The sequence below is a fragment of the Acinetobacter sp. CS-2 genome, from assembly GCF_016599715.1.
GTDB lineage: Bacteria > Pseudomonadota > Gammaproteobacteria > Pseudomonadales > Moraxellaceae > Acinetobacter.
In genome coordinates this window covers 1,207,523-1,229,765 of record NZ_CP067019.1, presented here as the reverse complement: position 1 = coordinate 1,229,765, position 22,243 = coordinate 1,207,523, and the positions used below count along the sequence as shown (strand labels likewise).

17 protein-coding genes and 2 pseudogenes are annotated in these 22,243 nt (G+C 40.2%); 8 read left to right on the top strand and 11 right to left on the bottom strand.

Translation table 11 applies throughout. The annotated features are described in order from the left end of the window. The first annotated feature begins 192 nt into the window (after nt 1-192). Nucleotides 193-984, top strand: coding sequence for an rRNA large subunit pseudouridine synthase E (locus JFY49_RS06035; RefSeq protein ID WP_166170249.1), 792 nt, complete (start codon nt 193-195; stop codon nt 982-984). 249 nt (nt 985-1,233) lie between these two features. On the opposite strand, the gene JFY49_RS06030 is transcribed toward JFY49_RS06035, so the two are convergent. Beyond that, entirely contained in the window at nt 1,234-2,937 is a 1,704-nt protein-coding gene (locus JFY49_RS06030) for a M61 family metallopeptidase (protein ID WP_200224467.1), read from the bottom strand. Nucleotides 2,938-3,117: 180 nt separating this feature from the next. Here JFY49_RS06030 and JFY49_RS06025 point away from each other — a divergent pair, with 180 nt between their 5' ends. Beyond that, nucleotides 3,118-4,428: a D-alanyl-D-alanine carboxypeptidase PBP6B gene (locus tag JFY49_RS06025; protein ID WP_200224465.1), complete on the top strand. Its 1,311-nt coding sequence runs from the start codon at nt 3,118-3,120 to the stop codon at nt 4,426-4,428. A gap of 445 nt (nt 4,429-4,873) precedes the next feature. Further along, a complete protein-coding gene (gene slyD, locus JFY49_RS06020) occupies nt 4,874-5,356 on the top strand; it encodes a peptidylprolyl isomerase (protein ID WP_092819263.1) in 483 nt (160 codons plus the stop codon). Between the two features lie 121 nt (nt 5,357-5,477). On the opposite strand, the gene JFY49_RS06015 is transcribed toward slyD, so the two are convergent. The 5 genes from JFY49_RS06015 to JFY49_RS05995 form a co-directional block, all read right to left on the bottom strand. Next, complete coding sequence (locus JFY49_RS06015) at nt 5,478-6,176, bottom strand: Crp/Fnr family transcriptional regulator (RefSeq protein WP_200224463.1); 699 nt, start codon at nt 6,174-6,176, stop codon at nt 5,478-5,480. 149 nt (nt 6,177-6,325) lie between these two features. Further along, entirely contained in the window at nt 6,326-7,297 is a 972-nt protein-coding gene (locus tag JFY49_RS06010) for a TauD/TfdA dioxygenase family protein (RefSeq protein ID WP_200224461.1), read from the bottom strand. Between the two features lie 409 nt (nt 7,298-7,706). After that, entirely contained in the window at nt 7,707-8,111 is a 405-nt protein-coding gene (gene rnk / locus JFY49_RS06005; RefSeq protein WP_200224459.1) for a nucleoside diphosphate kinase regulator, read from the bottom strand. A gap of 166 nt (nt 8,112-8,277) precedes the next feature. Further along, a complete protein-coding gene (gene glyA, locus JFY49_RS06000; protein WP_086195022.1) occupies nt 8,278-9,531 on the bottom strand; it encodes a serine hydroxymethyltransferase in 1,254 nt (417 codons plus the stop codon). Between the two features lie 154 nt (nt 9,532-9,685). Continuing rightward, nucleotides 9,686-10,936: an alpha/beta hydrolase gene (locus tag JFY49_RS05995; protein ID WP_200224456.1), complete on the bottom strand. Its 1,251-nt coding sequence runs from the start codon at nt 10,934-10,936 to the stop codon at nt 9,686-9,688. Between the two features lie 617 nt (nt 10,937-11,553). Here JFY49_RS05995 and JFY49_RS05990 point away from each other — a divergent pair. From JFY49_RS05990 to JFY49_RS05980, 3 genes are all read left to right on the top strand, one after another. Beyond that, nucleotides 11,554-12,252, top strand: a complete 699-nt coding sequence (locus tag JFY49_RS05990; protein ID WP_086195020.1) for a putative quorum-sensing-regulated virulence factor — start codon at nt 11,554-11,556, stop codon at nt 12,250-12,252. An 85-nt stretch (nt 12,253-12,337) separates the two neighbouring features. Then, complete coding sequence (locus JFY49_RS05985) at nt 12,338-12,964, top strand: hypothetical protein (RefSeq protein ID WP_200224454.1); 627 nt, start codon at nt 12,338-12,340, stop codon at nt 12,962-12,964. 299 nt (nt 12,965-13,263) lie between these two features. Next, nucleotides 13,264-13,530, top strand: a complete 267-nt coding sequence (locus JFY49_RS05980; protein ID WP_227609556.1) for a hypothetical protein — start codon at nt 13,264-13,266, stop codon at nt 13,528-13,530. 96 nt (nt 13,531-13,626) lie between these two features. On the opposite strand, the gene JFY49_RS05975 is transcribed toward JFY49_RS05980, so the two are convergent. The 5 genes from JFY49_RS05975 to JFY49_RS05955 form a co-directional block, all read right to left on the bottom strand. Continuing rightward, entirely contained in the window at nt 13,627-13,845 is a 219-nt protein-coding gene (locus JFY49_RS05975; RefSeq protein ID WP_086195017.1) for a hypothetical protein, read from the bottom strand. Between the two features lie 1,093 nt (nt 13,846-14,938). Next, entirely contained in the window at nt 14,939-15,739 is an 801-nt protein-coding gene (locus JFY49_RS05970) for a sulfite exporter TauE/SafE family protein (protein WP_200224451.1), read from the bottom strand. A 44-nt stretch (nt 15,740-15,783) separates the two neighbouring features. Continuing rightward, nucleotides 15,784-16,278, bottom strand: coding sequence for a flavin reductase family protein (locus JFY49_RS05965; RefSeq protein WP_200224449.1), 495 nt, complete (start codon nt 16,276-16,278; stop codon nt 15,784-15,786). Nucleotides 16,279-16,375: 97 nt separating this feature from the next. Further along, nucleotides 16,376-17,404, bottom strand: coding sequence for a methionine synthase (locus JFY49_RS05960; protein ID WP_200224447.1), 1,029 nt, complete (start codon nt 17,402-17,404; stop codon nt 16,376-16,378). A 27-nt stretch (nt 17,405-17,431) separates the two neighbouring features. Beyond that, nucleotides 17,432-18,418, bottom strand: coding sequence for a DUF1852 domain-containing protein (locus JFY49_RS05955; protein WP_200224445.1), 987 nt, complete (start codon nt 18,416-18,418; stop codon nt 17,432-17,434). A gap of 661 nt (nt 18,419-19,079) precedes the next feature. Here JFY49_RS05955 and JFY49_RS05950 point away from each other — a divergent pair. Together JFY49_RS05950 and JFY49_RS05945 are read left to right on the top strand one after the other, a co-directional pair. Beyond that, a pseudogene (locus JFY49_RS05950) lies at nt 19,080-20,080 on the top strand (transcriptional regulator); the annotation flags it as partial. Nucleotides 20,081-20,577: 497 nt separating this feature from the next. Beyond that, a pseudogene (locus tag JFY49_RS05945) lies at nt 20,578-22,199 on the top strand (oleate hydratase). Nucleotides 22,200-22,243 lie beyond the last annotated feature (44 nt).

The following is a 22,243-nucleotide window of genomic DNA, read 5'->3' as shown; positions in this document are numbered from 1 at the left end:
TCTAGGTTCTCCCTTTGTATCTAGCGATATCTAAAAATAATTGCCGATTAGGCAATACTTTCGTCCTTTCTTAACGCATAATAGTTTAATTGAATTCCATTGTGTTTAAGATTTATACGGGAAATAACAACATTTCCCCATTGAATAAAACTTAACCTTTTTAGTCTTATGTAATTAAAGAAGTTATTTGCTATGAAAATCGTCATTCTCAATAAACCTTATGACGTCCTCTCCCAATTCCGTAAAGACGAAGCACACATGACCATGGCTGACTTCGTAGACGATCCGACTTTACGTTTGGCGGGTCGCTTAGATATGGACTCTGAAGGTTTAGTTTTTTTAACCGACCACGGCGGTTTAAACCAATTTATTACCAACCCGGCCAACAAGAAGTTTAAAACCTATCTGGTACAGGTTGAAGGTGATGTCACTGAAGAAGCGCTTGAACAGCTGCGTAAAGGGGTTGAACTGAAAGATGGTATGACCCTTCCAGGCAAAGCCATTAAAGTACAACAGCCAGAATGGTTATGGGACCGTGATCCACCGGTTCGTTTCCGTGCATCTGTGCCCACCTCTTGGATTGAAATTTCAATCTGTGAAGGTCGTAACCGCCAGGTTCGCCGTATGACTGCTGCGGTAGGTTTTCCAACTTTACGTTTGATTCGTACGAAAATTGGTTCTATTGATCTTGTTCAATTGGGTTTACAACCAGGTGAAACTAAAGAAATCGAGCCTTTGTTATACCCGGACTTTAAAGATGTACCTGCGGAAGAACCCTACCGTTCACGTTCTTATGTGAAAAAACCAGGTGGTACAGGCGGTAAGCCAATGGTTCGCAAGAACAAAGATGGTTCCGTGAAGAAGTCATCTGGTACGAAACGTATCTGGCAAATGGATGAAAGCGAGAAACCACGTCGCAAGACCAACGGTACAACGCGTCCGAACACCAAAGCACCGCGTGGTCGTGGGCGTGGTCGCGGTTAATTTTTAGTATTCAAATTAAAGCTCACGAAAGTGGGCTTTTTTCTTTAATAAGTATTATTGATTTAACTTGTCATATGCTTCATCAACTTGGCTCAATGCATAGTACGTCTTGATCTGATGCCAATTATTTTCTTCCTTGAAAAATCCTGCAAAATAACAGGTTCTTCTCTTTTTATTGATTTTTCTTTAGATAAATAAAAAACCGACGCCTAAGCATCGGTTTTACATAAAGTTTAAAGAGTATACAAATTAAGCCTTTAACCACTTCTCAGCTTTGGCCTGATCTTCAACTTTGAGTTCAACTTCCGTCAATTCAGAACCACCGACCTGAACTTCAAAAGTCATCAACTCATCACGGCGGAAAGCATGAACGGTGTATATACCTTCCTGCTTCGCATACTTTTCTACCAGTTTGCTGGTCGCTTTCAAGCCATCAATCGCGAGAATGATATCTTGCGCAGAAAGACCTGCTTTTGCCCCTGCACCATCACGACGTGCTTGTTGAATCACCACACCTTCGGGTTTATCGGCAAGCTTTAAGCCAAATGGCAAAGACTTGTCATTTTTAACATCAAAACTTAGACCAAATTCAGGAAGTAACTGATCTAGCGGTAATTCATCGGTGGTATTAATCAAATGATTGATCTGTTCAAGCCAGTTATCACCGGTCAACTCATTACACAATTCGAAGATGGTACGCTCATTAACTTGAATACCATTTTGCGCATTTTTATACAATTTACGCATTAAGACATCCAGGCTTGAACCGCGTAAACGCAAGCCCAAGTCCAGACACAGCGCCACTAAACACCCCTTGTTGTAGTAACTGGTACCGGCGTTGTTGGAGTTTTCATCCTGACGGTAGAATTTCACCCAGGCATCAAAACTTGAATCTGCAACGGTTTGAATCGCACGTCCCGGGTTTTGTAAATAACGGTCAATCTGTGTCTTTAATAATTTCAGATAGGATTCTTGAGAAATCACCCCACTACGCAGCAAAATCAGGTCATCATAATAAGAAGTGAAACCTTCAAAAATCCACAATAATGAAGTGTAGCCTTCTTTGTTCAAATCATAATTGACGAAATTTTCAGGACGAATAAATTTTACCAACCAGGAATGGAAATATTCATGACTGCACAACCCCAGAAAACGCTGATAATCCGCAGAGGGTTCAGCAGGTTCATCGGCTTTAGGCAAATCGTCACGTGGGGTAATCAGACTGGTACTGTTCGGATGCTCCAAGCCTCCATAGCTATTGCCTGTCGCCATGGTCATAAAGGTATAATCGCTAAATGGTGCAGAACCGAACATTGATATTTCAGTGGCACAGATTTTTTCAATATCTTGCTGCATGCGTGCCGCATTAATGGCATGTTTGCCAGACACCACAAATTCATGCGGGATACCATTGGCTTCAAAGCTAAAACGTGTTTGTTCTGCCAGCTCAAAAGGTGAATCAATCAACTGGGCATAGTTATCCGCCTTTAAGGTATAACGACCTTTAACCAGACTTTTAGCCATTAAACCTGTTGCCAGCTGGAAATGTTTCAGTTCATCTGGAAGGAACACTTCAACTTCAACTGCTTTATCTTCCTGCCCTTCTAGTCCCAAACATGTACAGGCCGGATTCACATAGAGACGTGTTTGGTCCACATAGGCACCGCGTACAGACAAGTCATATGCATAAACATCATATTCAACCGTAATCAGTTCATGATCAGTGTTAAACAGGCGCCATTTATTCTTTTCAAATTTCTGAATTTGTAAAATGCGCCCATCTTCATCATAAGCACGAGCCGACTCAATATGCTTTGAAAATTCGCGAATCAGATAGCTACCCGGAATCCAGGTCGGCAATGATAATACTTGAGTAGGATCTGCCAAAAAGCGAAGTGTCACGTGAATAAGATGCTGACGATAATCGTCAAATTCGATTTGATAATGCAACATAATGGGCAATATAAAATATAAAAAAGTTAACTTAACAATTAGCTTAGCATTTTTTGTCCGGCAATGCTGAACTGTCGCAATTGTCTGCAATTCCGACTAGCCATTCTTAAAAAAAAGGCATAGCATTCCTCATATTTTTTGCATTTCTACCACCAATGGATTGGTAAATAAGGAAGATCATTGAAAGCTGTCATCTACCTCCTCGCATCCTTAAGTTTATTGTGTTCCACGATAGTCAATGCTGCATTACTCAACCTTGTTCCTGAAAGCGTTGAAGCCCAGGCATGGACCATTCTTGATACCCAATCAGGTCAGGTCATTGCAGAGCATAATAGCCATGAGCAACGTGCACCGGCATCCATGACCAAAATGATGGTTGCGTATATTGCATTGAAAGAAATTGAAGCTGGCCGTTTAAAAAAGGATGAAATCATCACGGCGACACCAGTAGTAAAAATGGTGCAGTGGGATGAGTCGCAGATGTATCTTAAACAAGGTGATCAGATTACTGTAGATCAGCTTCTGGCAGGTTTGATCGTGATGTCAGCCAATGATGCAGCGGTGACCTTGGCAGAACGCATTTCAGGTACTGTACCAGCTTTCATCCAACGCATGAATAAAGAAGCCAAAGCCTTAGGAATGAAGGATACGCATTTTGCCAATGCACCAGGCGTGACCATGCCGGACCATTACTCATCTGCTCATGACATGGCCCTGCTGGGTCAAGCACTGACCGTTCAGACGCCTGAATATCTGCATTATTCAGTCATGCCAAGTTTCAGCTATAACCAGCGTTTTCACCGCGCAACCAATCTGGCACTCAAATTTGACCCAAGTGTAGATGGTTTAAAAACAGGTTTCACCAAGGCGGCAGGTTATAACCTGGCATTGACTGCACATCGCCCTACTGGTAGTCCTGCACTGCCTGAACGTCGTCTGATTGTGGTGGTGATGGGTACAAAAAATGCATTAAAACGTGCGGAAGTTGCCCACATCCTGATGGATATGGCCTATACCTATACCCGTAATGAGGTGGCGATTAAAGATAAACAGCTGATTGCTGAATTGCCTGTGGTGAAATCTACTTTAAAAATGTTTAAACTGGAAACCAGCAAACCGCAAATTGTGACCACGTCTTTATATGATCAGCCTTATGCGATTGATCTGCAAACTTATGATACGGTCAATCAGCGTGTTATGCTGAATACAGGCAATGGTACGATTCAAGCTATTGAGCCCTTACAAGAAACCAAGACACACTTGAATGTTGAAATCACGGAAAAATACCTGACAGCACCTTTAGCCAAAGTCATGCAACTGGCCACCGTGCAGGTTTATCAAAATAACCAGTTGATCCGCACCATTGCCATTGAAAATGATGTGCAAATTGAAGAAGCCAATTTTTTCCAGAAAATTGCCCTATGGTTTAAACAGCTTTTTAGTTTTTTCTCAAGCGATGACATTCGGGTCAAAATTTATCCTCTACGCTAAAGGATGAATAGTTTTGACTTGAGTCAGATGACAGAAAAATTCTATTCATAAAATAATCATTTGGATAAAAGTAATAAAAAGAAGATGGTAGATATTTATCATCTTCTTTTTACTGACACTAATGACTCCTAAATACCTGACAGCTCAAATTCAACTTTCCTCACTGCCCCAGTATAGTATGCTCAAATTTCCCACTCAAAGTCTTGCCGTGTTGTTAAACCATTATCAAACTACTGACGTATGACTGGACAAATCAAGAGCTCTGGATTTTGTCACAAGAAAAACAGCTAAAAAGATTAAAATTTCATTGAAATTAAAAAAACCATCCCCACTATTAAAAAAACACCATAAGAGTGGGAAAAATGCAGATTTTTGCTAAATCTAGTCTACAAAACCTACTTTTCACTTTATGATGTACCCTTAAAAAATTGAATGGATCAATAACATGACTGCTATTGCAAATGACCTCGTGGTTTCTTTCCACTACACGTTGACTAACGCAGAGGGCGAAACTCTCGACCAATCACAAGGTGAGCCACTTGCATATTTGCACGGTGCGGGCAACATCATCCCTGGTTTAGAAAACGCTTTAGAAGGCAAAACTGTTGGTGAAAAATTCACTGTAAACGTTCCTGCTGCTGAAGGTTATGGTGAATACAACCCTGACCTCGTACAAGAAGTTCCAGCTCAAATGTTCCAAGGTGTGGACAACATCCAACCGGGTATGCAGTTCCAGGCTCAAACTGATGACGGCGTTCAAATCGTGACTGTTAAAGCAGTTGAAGGCGACAACGTTGTTGTAGACGCTAACTTCCCACTTGCTGGCCAAGATTTAACTTTCGAAGTTGAAATCGTTGAAATTCGTGCAGCTTCTGCTGAAGAATTAGAACACGGTCACGTACACGGTGCTGGTGGTCATCACCACTAAGATCGCCCGCGATCATAAAAGGCAAAGTTTTGACTTTGCCTTTTTTATTGCCTTGAATTTCTTATCCCATTCAATTATCCGAGATTATTTCAGTTAGCCAGGCAACTTTTCAGCCATCTCTTTAGAACTGGCTAAGCTGTTTTAGGCGCTGCATATCGATAATCCGAATCTGGCTATAATTCCACTCTACAATGCGTTGCTGGATAAAATATTGTAGTTGCTTGTTTAAGGTTTGCCGGGACACATGCAGTAATTCGGCAAATTCCTGCTGGCTCATTTTAAATTGAATGGTTGATTTTTCCTGACCTACTGGTCTTGCCTGTTGACCCAAGGTTATTAAATGACGCGCAATTTTTTGCGTCATACTCGCAGTTTGCAGATAACGGTTTTTCTCCATCAAACTATACATCCGTTCACTCAGTAATTGAATGATCTGCCACATGGCTTGCGGCTGCTGTTGTAATTGTTCCAGAAAAACCTGACCTGAAATTACAGCCACTTCAACTACTTCTACGGCATAAAAATCAAAATTCAGCGGTTTTTGCTGTAAAAATGGCACCAGATTAAATACCGAATACATTTTCACATAATCACTGACTTTAAACTCGCCATCACTGAGCAGCCAGCCAATCTGCATCCGTCCGGACAACAGTACATAGATATCGTCCATTTTTTGCTGATAATGCAAGATCTGTTGCTGTGGTAAAAAACGCAGATATTTCACATGTTGCAATAAGGTTTGATGGGATTGTGTATTGAATGCAGAAAACACAGCATCCTGCCCAAAAATCTGCTGTAATTTTTCTGCGCGACTGAGCATATGAAATTGATGATCTCATTCAAAATAAAAAACCTAATATATAAATACTAGGTTTTTTATATGCTTAAACCAACCAACTTTTAGCGCTATGTATATCTCGAATTCAGATCCCTACAAGTCCATACAGCCTAAATCAATGCATCTAACCATTAAGATGCTTTTTCTAAAATTTGACCATTTTCAAAGGTAAAATTAGAAATGTCCTGTTTCACCACTTTCTTCAGGTTCACACTTGGGCGACCATCTACACCAACTGGAATATCCCCTTCAATGGTGACACGGCGCACAACACGCAGCTCATCCCCATAGTCATTAATTGCACGGTGCTGGGTAGCACGGTTATCCCAGATGGCAACATCACCTACACTCCAGCGCCAGCGCACGATGTTTTCTAAATTCACGGCATAGTCCTGGAATAAATCAAACAGGCGGCGTGAATCCTGGCTGTTATAACCCACAAAACGTTTAAAGAAGTGACCCAATAACAGGGTCTTTTCCCCACTTTCCGGATGCACGCGCACCAATGGATGCTCTGTTTCATATTCGGTTGAATTAAATAGCGCACGATATTTTTCTGCATCGATACGCGGGCTTGTGGTTACTTTAGAGGCATAGTCATAATCATTGCTATGCACTGCCCGTAAACGATCTGCCAATGCTTTCAGTTCTTCTGGTAAATCATTATAAGCCGCTGTGGTATTTGCCCAAACGGTATCACCGCCAGCTGCAGGCGCAACTATACTGCGTAAAATGGAAGCTTTTGGATAATCTTCAATAAAGCTGATATCAGTATGCCAGGTATCTGCCCGTCCACCACGTGAATCCAGCTCAAGCACATGTGCTGTGCCACTTTTGACCGGAACGGTTGGATGATTCAAGGGCTTGCCCAATAAAGCGGCAAAGCCTTCCTGTTCATCATCAGTTAAATGTTGTTGGTTTTTAAAGAAAATGGTCTTGTACTTGATGAGAGCATGGTTAATTTCATGGACCGTGTCTTGATTTAGAATTGAAGACAATTTAACCCCTTCAATTTCCGCACCAATACGCCCGGTAATCGGTTTTACCTGAATATGTTGATATTGATAGTTCGGATCATAGGGTTTGGTTTGAGTTTGGCTCATGGCGATTCCTTATATTTCAATTTTTATTGCAACGTTATGTTGTTGAAATACAGTCTGCCCTGAATAGGCCATAAACACTGTCAAAGCGTTGACAGTGATCAGCATAATACCTGCTGAAGTTTTGAACTTTCCTGATTTAGAATTTTGAGATTAGATTTCTCAACCCTGAAATTATTCAGACAATTAAAAAATACAAGCAATTAAAAAACATAAAAATGTCAAATTTTTAAAGCGATTTATTGATGATCAAGTCAAAACATCAAGAAAATAATCTGGGGAATAACATGCACCAGAGCTTTGTCGTTTCAGCATTGATGATGTGTTGTCTCGATAAAATCATTAAGCATTAATTATTTTTATCTGTACATCAAAATAGCCCCTAAATGGGGGGGCTATTTATTTGAAAAAGTTATAGATAATTGCCTACACGTTCTGGCTGATACAATACTTTTTCAATTTTCACTTTCATTAAGTGACCATCTGGCTGCGGCCATTCAATTTCCTGACCTTCAGCCAGTCCCAGAATTGCTGCACCGATTGGTGCAAGTACATTCACCTGTCCTTTCTCACCCAGAAAATCATGTGGGTAAACCAGGGTTATCGTAGTTGGTTCATTCGCAGGGGCAATGGTAATTGATACCCGTGCATTCATTGTCACCACATTTGCCGGCATATCCTGCGGGGCAACCACTTGGGCACGTGCAAGCTCATCTTCCAGATGCTGCATGGTTGGCGTCAGTTTAGACTGATGCTCAAGCATCGTTTCTAAACGTTCCAGATCTTGTTGTGAAATAATAATAGTGGGTTTAGCCATTTATCTGATTCCTTTGGACGAAAAATGTCATTACAGCAACAGCAAAATATTTATAGCTTTTATAGGGGGATTTATTCTGTTATAGCAGAAATACCAGCTTTGAAAAATATGACTTTTAATATATATAAAAAAAGCCCCCTTGAGGGGGCTTTTCTCAAGTCAGAACTTATTTTGCGTAAACAGGGAATTTAGCGCATACAGTTTCAACTTTCGCTTTTACAGCGTTAATTACAGCTTCGTCGCCTTTACTGTCCAGGATGTCTGCGATCCAGCCAGCAAGTTCACGTACTTCAGTTTCACCGAAACCACGAGTTGTAACAGCTGGGGTACCGATACGAATACCAGAAGTCACGAATGGAGAACGTGGGTCGTTAGGTACAGAGTTTTTGTTCACAGTGATGTGAGCAGCACCTAACCAAGCGTCAGCGTCTTTACCAGTGATATCTTGCTTGATTAAAGACAACAAGAACAAGTGGTTTTTAGTACCGCCAGAAACTACGTCATAACCACGAGCGATTAATACTTCAGCCATTGCTTGAGCGTTTTTAACCACTTGTTGTTGGTAAGTTTTGTATTCAGGTGCCATTGCTTCTTTAAAGCAGATTGCTTTAGCAGCTACAGCGTGAACCAATGGACCACCCTGGTTACCCGGGAATACAGCTGACTGTAATTTTTTCTCGATTTCTTCGTTTGCTTTAGCAAGGATTAAACCTGAACGCGGACCACGAAGTGTTTTATGAGTAGTCGTAGTCGTTACGTCAGCAATTTGCACTGGGCTTGGATAAACACCAGCAGCAACCAGACCAGCTACGTGAGCCATGTCTACGAAAAGATAAGCGCCAACTTTGTCCGCGATGTCACGGAAACGCTGCCAGTCTACAACTTGGCTATAAGCAGAGAAACCAGCCACGATCATACGTGGTTTATGTTCTACAGCTAAACGTTCAACTTCTTCGTAATCGATTTCGCCAGTTTCTGGGTTTAAACCATATTGAACTGCGTTATAAGTTTTACCAGAGAAGCTTACTTTTGCACCGTGAGTCAAGTGACCACCGTGAGCAAGACTCATACCCAAAACTGTGTCGCCCGGGTTAAGAAGAGCTAAGTAAACAGCTGAGTTTGCTTGAGAACCAGCATGCGGTTGAACGTTAGCATAATCAGCACCAAAAAGTTCTTTAGCACGGTCAATTGCCAATTGTTCAATAACGTCTACATATTCACAACCGCCATAATAGCGTTTGCCTGGGTAGCCTTCTGCATATTTGTTAGTGAGTTTTGATCCTTGAGCTTCCATTACTGCTGGTGAGCAATAGTTTTCAGAAGCAATCAACTCGATGTGCGCTTCTTGGCGAGCATCTTCATTAGCGATTGCCTGAGCGATTTCTGGATCAAATTCGGCAATAGAGATATTGGCAAACATTAGCGAGGTCCTATTAAATTAGGGCTTTTAAGCCGTGCTAAGATTGGCGCGTATTGTAGCATGAAGTTTATAAATGTTGAGAATGAACTTTACTCAGTTTTAAATAAAAAAATGCTCATGATTAAAAAACATGAGCATATATAGTCAAAACAAATTACTGAATTGGCATTAGAGATTTTACATCTGCAATAATATTAGGAATATTTAAAGCATAGACCGTTCCATGATCCCATTTCGTTGCAGCTGATTCATCGGTCAAATAACGGATATTGGTGTTTTGTTGTATCGCTGAAGAATAAAGTACGTCAGTCACTTGTTTGGGAACGGTAGGGTCCAGTGATCCCTGATAAATAATCACTGGCGTTGAGACTTTAACCTGAAGTGGCTGCGAATCTTTTTCCAAAAAGGTTTTAACTACAGGAATACCCATAAAATTCATTTGAGTACGCGGATAATTATTTATATTGACTGAACCCGCTGTTGCCACGTAATCATCCATCCCTTTAATAAATTTCTGCTCTAACTGATCATAGCAATCAATTTCTGCATTTTTCGCAATATTATCCGTAGGAGACTTAAAAACCTGACTATATTGCAAATCAGGATGAGGATTGCGCAGTCCTGCTGTAATTAATGCAGTAAATGCATCCAAAGATGACAACGTTTTAATTTTTTTATTCAGGTCGGTTTCTTTTCCCGCAGCACTTTCCCCTGCTGTCAAAATAAGCGCAAGGTTAGAAGCTGGAGCTAGGGCTACTGTTCCTTTATAGACCAAGTTAGAGGCGCGTGAAGCATATTGAGCCGCACCTAAGGCGGCTTGTCCACCTTGTGAATGTCCTACTGCCATCCATTGGTTGGATGCTTTTGTCCCCAAATAATGGCGCGCAGCAACAACCGCATCCGTAATAGAATAGGCCTCGCTTTTTACATTCAAGAAAGGATGAAGCTCATTACCATTTGGTTCTCCCAAACCTTCATAATCAGGAGCAACCACCACATAACCCGCAGTTAAAAGTTGAGCAATCATTGCTTGAATATATATATTCAATGCATTTCGACTCGGTGCACATTGATCTGCCACACCAGTCGTACCATGCGCCCAGACCACAATTGGCCAGCCTTTTGCAGGTGCCGCTGTTTTCGGTGTAAAGATCAATGCAGTTGCTTGAACTTGCTTACTGTTCACCCCCAACATTTTATAAGTCATCACTACGCTTTCACCCGCCACACTAGTCATATTTGTTTCGGTATAAGGCGTAGGAGTAGAAACGACCGGGTTCTGAATATCATTGACCGGAATTCCATTATTTGGACTATTGAAGACCGAATCACCATTTCCACTTCCACACGCTGTTAAAAGGATGACTGAACTACTGATAAACACCGTTAATAATGTTTTTTTCATTTTTGCATTTCCTTATATCTTTTTATTTTGATGATTTAAGTAATTATGAATACAAACTATTACCTTTATTTAATATTTGAACAATGCGATTTAACATCAAATAAAAAATTTAAAAAGAAACCGAATTCTTATTAATACAAATTAATGATTTTTATAAATTTTATTTTTTTACTTTTACAAATATCAAACACTATTAATTTAACAAAATATGTCTGCTTTTATTTGTCTGATTCCAGGCTTGCGTGGAGTTAGGCTATAGAAGTATTAAAAAAATCGTGAGCAAAGTGGTCACTTCTTATGCGGCACCGATAACTAATCAACAAAACTGACCTATAAAAGCCGTCATCTAAGCGATAGCGTACAGATTAGTGAATTCATTAAACAGAAACCCAAAGGTACGCTTACGATTTATCAAATAAGCATTGATCAACATGACTGGCTATCCTGATATCCATCTCAAGCCTGTATTTCGAGTGATGCTTTCGAAGCAGTGTATTTAACCAGCAGTCCGGTACAAAAATCAGCATGAACAGGGAAAAGAGCCTATTTTCAGTTTGTATCGGTATCTTTGAAAATGGTAAATTGACTCAAACAATCGCAACAGTTATGGATCTGTCATGCAAGCAATTATTCTCGATACCGAAACCCATACTTTAAATGGACAGCCGATTGAGATTGCTTATGCACCCATCCAAATTCATGACAGCAAACTTTCCTTAGACAAGAGCGAAATTTTCGACCAGCTTTATAGTGTCGATGAACCGATTTCGTATGCAGCCATGGCAGTGCATCATATTCTGGAATCCGAGCTGGTGGGTCAGCCTCACTACACGACTTTCAGCCTTCCACAGGAAACCACGTACATTATTGGTCACAATATTGATTATGATATTCGTGCCATTGAGAAATGCGGTGTAGATACCAGCAAGATCAAAGCCATTTGTACCCTTGCCCTGGCACGTTTAGTCTGGCCGGATGCCGAAGCTCACAATATTTCTGCCCTTATTTATATGATCAGCAAAGGCAGTGAAAAAGCCCGTGAAATGATTAAAAAAGCACATCGTGCCGATATGGATATTATCTTAACCGCCAATATTTTAATGCATGAAATCCATCATTTAAACATTCAAAATATTGAAGAGCTTTATCTGGCATCGGAAGACGCGCGTATTCCTCGAACCATTAATTTTGGCAAGCACCGAGGCACAGCAATAGCAGATTTACCTGCAGACTATATGCAATGGCTGCTTCGTCAGGAAGATCTGGACCCTTATTTGCGCAAGGCTCTAGAGAAAACCAGTATTGTTACCCTGTAATATAATGATTTGTAATATTATTTAATATTCCTGTCATGATTCCTCCCTACAATCAGCCTTAATTTATTGCAACGTAAATTAAAGCATGACTCAATTTCATAAAACTGATTTAGGCATTGAAAGTTTAAAACAGCGTTCAATGAATCTGAATGCTCGTCAGCGCAGACTATTACTATTGATTGGCACCGATGATTTTGACCTGCTTTCTGAACAATTCAGGCATCGTATCGCGCCACCCGAATTACTCGAACAGTTGCTGGAAATGGGACTGATCAGCCGTGCGGCTAACCCGTCCATTGAAACACCCTTGACATCCGACAACCTAGATACAGAAATTAAAACCAGCCCTGCGCTGCACAGCACTCAACTTAAGGATCACTCTGCCGAAGAGATTGTTGTTCCCAGCATTTCCCCATCTTCAATCACGGATGAAAAAGCTGAGCAGGCATCCTGTCAAAATGAAGTTCAAACAACGCTAGAAATCCTTGATTTTGAACAGGTCAAGCAATTCATGGCTGAACTGCTGCAACGTCATTGCGGTTTAATGGCAAAACAGCTGATTAGCCGTATTCTGTCTGCTGACGATTTACGCAGTTTAAAACAGTGCCAGATGCAATGGATTACCACCTTACAGGAAAGCCGCATTACTCCACAGGAATTAAACTGCTACCTCAATCAGATCAATTTTTCTCTAAAGAAGCTTCCAAGCTGATCAAGCTTAAGAGTTTTTTTATGTTTCATTATTTATTTAAGGTCTTAGCTATCTAAGACATATTTATTTTTATACTTATAAAACAATAAGATTGGATTTATTACACAATAACTAGATTAAACAAGAACCCATGGCGTGATTCTAAATACGACCTTAGCTGAATGGTAAAGTATTGCTAAAAACCGCATATATTAACTATTTCAGGGGAATTCACGATGACATCCTTACATTATTTAGAATTTCATCCGGCAGACCATCCCGTATACTTAAAAAAAATAGGTAATTGGGTAATAACATTTTTGAGTCCTAGAGAAGATCTGACCCATATCCAACTTGCGATTACCAGTGTGTTACCACGCCAAGTCAGTGAAAACCTGCAACCTGTTCGAATCATTATTGATCAAACAGAAATTGAAAATCGCTGGTTAATCCAGCAAATCATCTGTTATAACAGTGCTCAAGGTAAGGATGAAATATTCAGTTGTAGTGATGCGATTGGAATCAAAGTCATTGAAAACCTGATAGAAGAGTTTAATAAATATGACGTCGAACTTAGTTTGATTTAAATATTGCTCTGTAACGCCATGTATTGATTATTTTTAATCATTTTTTTACTTTTTATAAAAACTCACCTTTAATAGTGAGTTTTTATCATACTTTCATTATTCAATGATACGGTAAATGCTCGTGGAAATACGGCTTTCAAAAAGCAGTTCAATACTTGGACGAATAATTTCACCTTTGACCACGATATGTTCGATCTTTTGAAATAATGAGAGTTTATGCAAAGCTGAATTTTCCGGAATTGTCTGTAATAATGCCTGTACTGCATGAATATTGCTAAATTGGTCTTTAACCTTTATCTCTATTAATTGGCTCATATTATTCCCTGCTCTCTTTATTTAAATAAACTTTTTATAGCATAAATTTTATTTATTCATAATTTAGAGATGTTAGATTTTTTGGCAATGTAATTTTTTATAAACAAATAGATGATATTTCTCTTAAACATGTTATTTAGAAAACGTTTAATTTTTATAATAAATCGCCTCGATCAATTTCTTCAATTATCTAAAATAAATTCTAGAGTATTGGTCCATTGGAAATTTTTTTAGCCCTAAAATAAGAAAGCCCGCATTACTGCGGGCTTTTATGTTGGAAGGCTAGTGCTGATTTTTTGCTTCAACCCGAAGGTTGCAAGCTCAACAAGCTGTCATTGATCCGTCCAACCACTTTGTAGCGTCTCTCGACCTACTGTATTTTTAATATAAAACTCGAAAATGAAATAGGCAACCCTGCTCAACATTTATACACAACAATTCAAAGAAACTATTATTGTATATTTTATAAATGCGTGGATAATAAATCCTGTTTTCATATTAGTTCGTATCTAATAGTTTATCTCTGCTATTTTTAGCCCAATGATAGTAAATACGCTCACGGCAACGAATTCTGTACCCAATATTGCCTGACAAGCTTTTCCATCTACTGAAAGAAATCCGGCTGTTTTATCTGCAATACGGATTCTGGGAATCACAATGACGTCTTGTCCTTCAGAATACCCCGGATGTTCAAGCACAGTAGTAAAGTCTGTAGAATCAATAAATATAAAATTTCCGTCCTTTCACTTTTAAAATTTCATCTAAATTTTCCCCATATTTCTTAGATTTGATTGGTCAAATGGCACGAATTTGCTTATCAGATTCATACAAAAATGGGTTAAATCATTTTGTATAAAGTACATAGCAATCCTGCCTACTATTTTGTGAAATTATTTTTTGTTTTCAGCACATTTCGTCCTTGTTTCAGCAAGTCAAATTTCATTCTGGCTGTTCAATGATACTTATGACTCAACAATCAGTTACCTCAGTCCGAGTAAGACAACTGCGTCTCAGACAATCATTCTAGCTATTGCAAAAATACAGAAGCCCATATTCCATGGGCTTTTTCATCATACTGAAGATTGAATATGTTTCAACGCAGTCCTTTAAAAAGGAAAAAACATCCAACGATAAACAGCAATATGGCAAAACATTTTTTCAGCATTTGTGGTGATAATGCATGTGCTGCTTTTGCACCAAATTTTGCTGTAAAGAAACTCATCAGGCTAATGCCTAAAAAGGCATAAATATGTACAAAGCCAATACTATTGGGCACAGCGGCGTGGGCATTCATACCAAAAATCATAAATCCTAAAGCACCAGCAATCGCAATGGGTAAACCACATGCAGCTGAGGTTCCAACCGCTTTTTGCATGACTACACCATAATGATTTAAATAAGGCACAGTTAAGCTGCCACCGCCGATACCGAAAATTGCAGAAGCTACACCAATCCCAGCGCCTGCACCTACTTGTTTAGGCGATGAAGGCAGTACTTTATGGGTATCTACCACTTTTCTGGAACCTGTAAACATGGTGTAAGCCACCCAAAGCAAAAATACGCCAACAATCAGCTGAAGATGAATTCCAGAAAGTAATCCTGCAATTCCGGCCCCAACAAAGCCTCCTATCACCATTCCTGGTGCGAGATTTTTAAATACAGGCCATATGACTGCGCCATTCTTATGGTGAGCCATCAATGAGCTGATCGAGGTAACCACAATGGTTGCCAAAGAAGTGCCTAAGGCCAAATGCATAATGACGTCAGCACTGTAACCCATTTGGGTAAAGACAATAAATAAGAGCGGGACAATAATTGTTCCACCACCCACACCAAAGAGCCCTGCTGCAAATCCGGCAAGCGCCCCAATGGCTAAAAAAATAATAAGTTCCACGATATGCTGACTTTTAAAGAATGGAGTATTAAAGCAATGGACGGTTAAGCCATTTCTAATTGACCGACTTGATGATAAGCGCGGTTAAAATAGACCAGGCTTTCCTCTTGCTGACTTTGTTTAATCGCTAAGACACGACATAAGAAAATGCTATGTGTACCGACGTTTTGAATATCTTCAATCTGACAATCAAAACTCACCAAAGCATCTTCTAACACAGGTGATCCTGTTTCGAGTGTAGTCCAATCACCAAATTTGAAGCGATCTTCAGAATTGAATTTGCTTGAGGCAAATGCATTAGAGATGTGTTCATGCTGTGTGCTGAGCACATTGACTGATAGCACTTTATTTTCAATAAAATGTGCATGTGAGCGAGAGGATTGATTCATACAGACCAGCAATGAGGGCGGTGTATCGGTCACACTGCATACGGCTGATGCAGTAAAGCCATGCATCCCTGCCGTACCTTGTGTTGTGATTACATTCACAGCAGTGGTTAACAAGGACATTGCATTTCTAAAGTCAGTTGCTTCAATCATATCTTCTATCTCAAATGTATTTATGACGTACCTAGACTCAAGTATGGCAAATGATCTAGGGATCATTCGCCCTGCTCTGGTTTAGCCACACTTCGTGTTAAGCACCAAGCTCTTGACGAACAATCGCAGCACCTGCGCTTAATGCTTCAAGTTTGCCACGAGCGACTTGACGAGATAAAGGTGTCATACCGCAATTGGTTGAAGGATACAGCTTGTCTGCATCAACAAATTGCAATGCTTTACGCAAGGTTTCTGCTACTTGTTCTGGGGTTTCAATGGTATTGATTGCCACATCAATCGCCCCGACCATCACTTTTTTGCCACGAATCAGTTCAATCAGATCCATCGGCACACGTGAGTTTTGACATTCCAGTGATACGATATCAATTTTAGACTGTTGTAATTTAGGAAAAATTTCTTCATATTGACGCCATTCTGAACCTAAAGTCTTTTTCCAATCGGTATTGGCTTTAATGCCGTAACCGTAGCAAATGTGTACCGCAGTTTCACATTGCAAACCTTCAAGTGCACGCTCCAAAGTTGCAATGCCCCAATCATTCACTTCATCAAAGAACACATTAAAAGCAGGTTCATCAAACTGGATGATATCGACACCTGCAGCTTCTAATTCCAAAGCTTCTTGATTAAGAATTTTGGCAAATTCCCAAGCCAGTTTTTCACGGCTTTTATAGTGCTCATCATACAGCGTATCAATCATGGTCATTGGACCAGGTAACGCCCATTTAATCGGCTGATGGGTTTGACTGCGCAAAAACTTTGCATCTTCCACGAACACCGGTTTTTTACGTGATACTGCACCCACCACTGAAGGTACGCTTGCATCATAACGATTACGGATTCGAACCGTTTCACGTTTCTCAAAATCGACACCTTCAAGATGTTCAATAAACGTGGTCACAAAGTGCTGGCGGGTTTGTTCACCATCGCTGACAATATCAATGCCTGCTTGCAATTGTTCATGCAACGACAAACTTAAAGCATCTCGCTTTGCTTCAAGCAGTTGTTCACCTTCCAGTTTCCAGGGTGACCAAAGTTTTTCAGGTTCTGCCAGCCAAGAGGGTTTCGGTAAGCTGCCCGCTGTTGAAGTCGGTAATAAAATTTTCATAATCAGTAATCATCTATATTGAATAAATTAAGCAGCTTGGCTTTCAATGGCATAGCTTGCAGCCCATTGCTCAAGAATGTCTTTATAAGGCTTGATAAAGTTTTCTTCAGTCCATTGACCTTGTTTAACTGCCAGTTGGCCGCGCTCAACACGGTCATAGACAATTTGCGTCAATGAATAATCCTGATAGTTCAAACTTGGCTGATAGACTAAACCTGCGTTCGAGTTGGCATTGTAAATTTCAGGACGGTAAATCTTTTGGAAAGTTTCCATGGTGCTAATCGCACTGATGAGCTCAAAATCGGTGTAGTCACGCAGTAAATCACCGCTAAAGTAGAATGCCAAAGGTGCAACTGCATGAGCAGGCATGAAATAACGCACTCGTAAGCCCATTTTTTTGAAATAGTCATCTGTGCGTGAATATTCATCATTTTTATATTCCACCCCTAATACAGGATGCACATTCGCGGTACGGTAATAGGTTTTTGTTGTTGAAACACTGAGGCAAATCACAGGCTGTTTCTTAAACTCTGCTTTAAAGATCTCTGAATTGACTAAGTGTTGATAAAGCTTGCCATGCAAATCACCAAAGTTCTCTGGCTTCTCATCTGTTTTACAGCCCAATGCCGGTAATACAACGCTAAAGTCATAATCACGTACATAAGATGAAAAACTGTTACCAATCATGCCTTCAATACGTTCATTGGTTTTATGGTCGGTAATCGTACTTTTCAGCATTTCAATGAATGGAAAAGTCTTACCGTTGCCTTCAACGTCTAGTTCTGCAGAGATGATATCGATTTCAAGTGAATAGCGATCTCCTTTTGGATTATCAATAGCTGCCAAGCTATTAAAACGGTTATTGATCATCACTAAAGTTCTGCGCAGATTCTCTTGACGGCTTTCACCGCGTGCTAAATTGGCAAAATTCGTAGTCAGACGTGTGCTGTCTGCTGGCTGATAGTTTTCGTCAAAACGAATTCGTTTAATTGAACATGCAAACTCTTTACTCATAGTGATCCGCTACCCTAATTTTTGAGATAAAACCAAAATTTCTGAATGGGATAATTTATACGCGAATGATTAAATGAATAAAAATGATTTAGTCTAATAAAAAGATGAGTAAAATTCATGTTTATATATTCTTTGCTCGTCTTTAGTTTGATGAGGATGAACCTGCTCTACTTTATCCTTTAAAAAATTGAGTATTCTTAATCTAATAAATCTATAAATAATAAATACTTATTTATTTTTATTATTAAATTTTTGAGTAGAAATGCTGAATGAGATGCAGAAAATCTCCAAAACCAAATATGATATAAAAATATGTCTTCTAATCATTATGTGAATTTATCTCATCTTAAAATTAGAAAATATCAAGATATTCACTTTACCTAATGCTATCTAAATAGCTGGATATCAGGGTTAGATACTCACCCTATCGCTATATCACACAAACTTGGATATCAAAAACTGACTCTCGCAAAAAGTCATGAACAAGATGCAACACCATTAATTTCAAAGCTTAAACAGTTAACTATCGAATATTAGGCTGATTAAGCCATTTTCATCATCGAAAATTTTGGTTCAGTGAGTAAGTTCATAAAACTTATGAAGTGGGCTTTAGCTGAACATGTGTTAAATCGCATATCCAAGACTGTGACCTATATAGACTTTACCCCAGGAATCCCAGCCCTCCTTGTTCTGCCGTTCCATTCAGCATAATTATGCCGATTTGCTGAAAATTGCGGATGATTCCGGCATGGCAATAGGCTTGACCGACCATCAGGGTACCTTGTTATGGACATGGAGCAGTTCGGCCATGCTCTCTTCGGCTGAACAGGTTCATTTTGTCGAAGGCGGACATTGGTCCACTCAGGCCGTTGGAACCAATGCCATCGGACTGACATTGAACAGCCATACCTCCAGCTGTGTTTACTCGCATGAAAACCAAATGGATAGCGTCCGTGACTGGGTATGCTATGCAGCCCCCATTTTAGATCCGTACTCTGGCCAGTTTCATGGCATTATTAACCTTTCAACCAAATATAAAAAACATACGCCGCTCGGCTTGCTTGCGGTAGAGCGCTGTGCCGATTTGGTACAGCGTGCCATCCAGTTTGAACAAAAAATGTCCTGTATATTCAAGCGCTGGGCACGCCGTGGATTCAGTTTAATCAGCATGTTTTAAGCCTGACTCACCGGCAGATTGAGATTCTGTGTATTTTGGTCTTGCATCCATACGGCATCAGCCTAGATGAACTGCATTATGCCTTGTACGGCGAACGTGATGTCAGTATCAAGACCCTTAAAGCTGAACTTTCCCAACTGCGTAACCTGCTGCCCAACTGTATTGAACCGCGTATTTACAAATTGAGCTGTGAAATTCAATGTGACTTTTTACGGGCAGAACAATCGTTGAATGCGGGTCTTCTTACTAGTACTTTCAATTTGTATAAAGGAAGTTTTTTAAGCAAATCCGAAAGTCCATTTTTAACTATCTGGCGCAATAGTTTTGATGCGCGACTGAGCCAGTTAATTTACCAAATGCAGGATATCGACCAGTTGCTGCGGATTATTGGTCGTGCCCCTGAGCGGATAGATGCCGTACAGCACCTGCTGGAAGTGTTGCCGCAAGACAGCCCACATCGAAACCTGTTTTTAAAGTTTCTTTAGTCTGTGTACTGAATTATTAATGAAAAGTAAAACCGGCATCAGTGACTTTATTGCATATCCACTGAAGCTGAATGATTTTATGATTCACTGAATTCGAGATACCATTCAAAGATGATATCTTCCTGATTTGATCTAATAATTCAGTGTGACAACAGCAGAGCCAGCTTTGAAAACCGTATAGACCAAGCCTTTCACATTAATGATAGATTTTTATTATAAATTTAAATTCACTTGTGAATTATATAAAAATCTTTATTTTAAAAAATAATATAGAGCAATAACTAAATAAGTATTTTTAATTCAATATTTTAATTATAAATTAAAATCATTTAATGTCCGTTAAGCATTCATAAAAACCATAATAAGTAAATCTTTAATTACAAAAATTGTGGATAAATAACTTTATATTTAATACATTTTTCATATATAAAAAAGCATACTAAATTTATGGTTTTAAAACCGTTTGCACATCATATTAATTAAACGAGGGGCTAATAATGCAAAATAACAAACGCTATGGGTTAGATGCACAGCAATCCCATCTTTGGATTATCGGGGGCGGTATTGCTGGTATGGCAGCAGCGGCCTTTGCAATCCGTGATGCGAAAGTACCTGCAAAAAATATTCATATTTTGGAAGAACTGGATATTTCAGGTGGATCAATGGACGGCGGCCCTACTCCCAATGCTGCACAGGCATGGGTCACACGGGGTGGACGCATGCTGACCGATGAAACCTACTTATGCCTTTGGGATTTATTTTCCAGTATTCCCTCTTTGGAAAACCCTGAAATTTCCGTACGTGAAGAATGCCGTGAGTTTAATGAACAGGTGAAAACACATGCTCAAGCGCGTTTGATTGATGCGCAGCATGTCATTGCCGATGCTGCAAAACTAGGCCTCAATACCCTGCACCGTGCGCAAATGCTGCGCTTGTTGGCGTCTAAAGAAGAGAAAATCGGTAGTCGCCGTATTGATGAATTTTTTGATGAAACATTTTTTGAAACCAACTTCTGGCGCATGTGGCGTACGACATTCGCCTTTCAAAAATGGCATAGCGCCGCCGAACTACGCCGCTATTTTTTGCGCTTCATTCAAGAGCTGCCACGCATTCATACGCTCGCAGGGGTAAAGCACACCAAATACAATCAGTATGATTCGATGATTCTGCCGCTACAGCGCTGGCTAGTGGAGCAAGGTGTCGATGTGCGCTTTGGCAATTATGTAACAGATGCAGACTTCATGACTGATGCAGACACACAAGAGCGCCGTGCTACACGCCTGTATGTCAAACTACCTGAAGGCACAGAGCAGATTGAGCTGAAAGCGCATGACTTGGCCATTTTCACTCTAGGTTCGATTACCGCAGATTCTCGCTATGGTGGCAAGGATGATGTACCTGCATTAATTCGTGACCGTTTGGATCATGGCTGGACATTGTGGGATACATTAGCTAAAAAGGCACCGGATTTTGGCCGTCCCATGACCTTTTATGGCAATGTCGATGAACATAAATGGGAGTCTTTTACCCTGACCATGAAAGATGAGGTACTGTTAAAACGCATCATTGACTATACCGGTAATGAGCCGGGTACAGGTGCACTGATGACTTGGTTTGAGTCTGGCTGGCATTTATCTATTGTTGTTCCGGCACAGCCACACTTTGCCGATTTGCCTGAAGGCATGTACACCCTTTGGGGCTACGGTTTCCAAATTGACCATACAGGTGATTACATCAAAAAGCCCATGTCACAAGCGACAGGCAAAGAGATTTTAACGGAACTGGTCAAGCAGCTCGGTTTTGATGACATTTTAGACCATGTGCTGCAAAGCACCGACATTACCACCGCCATGATGCCCTATGCATCTGCCTTGTTCGCCTGCCGTAAACCTGGCGATATCGCCCTTTAGTCATCCCTCAAGGCTCGCAAAACTTTGCATTCTTAGGCCAGTTTGTGGAAATTGAAGAGGATGTAGTGTTTACCGTGGAATATTCAGTACGTGGTGCCATGATTGCCATTTACGAGTTTTTTGGCGTAGAACGTGAAATCCCAGACATTTATAATGGCCTGCTCGACCCTAAAGTCGGCTTAAAGGCGTTGGAAACCGTTTTTCATTAATGTTCCATTCATTCTAAATGTGTGCGGAAGCATGCAGCATGAGA